Annotated in this window: 1 protein-coding gene; it reads right to left on the bottom strand. The window is 60.2% G+C overall.

From position 1 onward, the window contains the following. The coding region (locus tag AC1RPN_RS08745; protein WP_481763800.1) for a hypothetical protein at positions 1 to 334 on the bottom strand (334 nt) is incomplete at both ends.

Genomic DNA, 334 nt, shown 5'->3' on the forward strand with positions numbered 1-334 from the left:
ACAGTCACCGTACGACGCTGAATGCCGGGCTGTGCTTCACGCTGCGTGCGCAGCTCAGCGCCGTCTTGCGTGCCCAGTTCCCACGCGGCGGCCTGCGAACCGGCCTTGGCAAACGGATTGTCGAATGCGCGACCATCCACGGCCTTCGAGTAGCCTTCGTTGTAGGCCACCATCAGACCGAGCAGATGGAACTTGTTGAGCATCGGCCAGCGATGGTCCTCTGCCGCGACCTTCAGTTGAGTCTCAGCCGCTTCGGGCGTGATGCGGCCCTTGAATGCTTCTGCGATCAGGGCAGCGGCAAACTCGGTCAGCACATACAAGTATTTATGTTCTT

The organism is Dellaglioa sp. CoH-57-MRSF-20, from assembly GCF_056781955.1.